Here is a 241-nt window from a genome sequence, read left to right as displayed (position 1 = left end):
CCAAGGAAGAGGTCGGCGTCGAAGCCCTCGGCGGAGGTGAAATGCATAGCCGCGTTAGCGGCGTCACCGACCATTTGGCGGAAAGCGACAGCCACGCGATCGCGATTACCCGCGATATCGTCGCCAACCTGGGAGAGCCGCCGCGATTGCGCTGGACGGTCGAGCAGGGCGAACCGCCTTGCCATGCGGTCGAGGAAATCTATGGAATCGTCAGCGCTAACCGGCGCATCCCAACGGACAA

At 63.1% G+C, this 241-nt stretch carries 1 protein-coding gene; it reads left to right on the top strand.

What is annotated here, in order from left to right; all coding sequences use genetic code 11:
* Nucleotides 1-241 (top strand): carboxyl transferase domain-containing protein (locus tag G8O24_RS43795; RefSeq protein WP_283815685.1); only part of this gene is annotated, 241 nt, incomplete at both ends.

It is taken from the genome of Bradyrhizobium campsiandrae (assembly GCF_014529705.1).
In the GTDB taxonomy this organism is placed as follows: domain Bacteria; phylum Pseudomonadota; class Alphaproteobacteria; order Rhizobiales; family Xanthobacteraceae; genus Bradyrhizobium; species Bradyrhizobium campsiandrae.
Note: the sequence above shows the minus strand (reverse complement) of the source record. Positions and strands in the feature narration are given on the sequence as shown.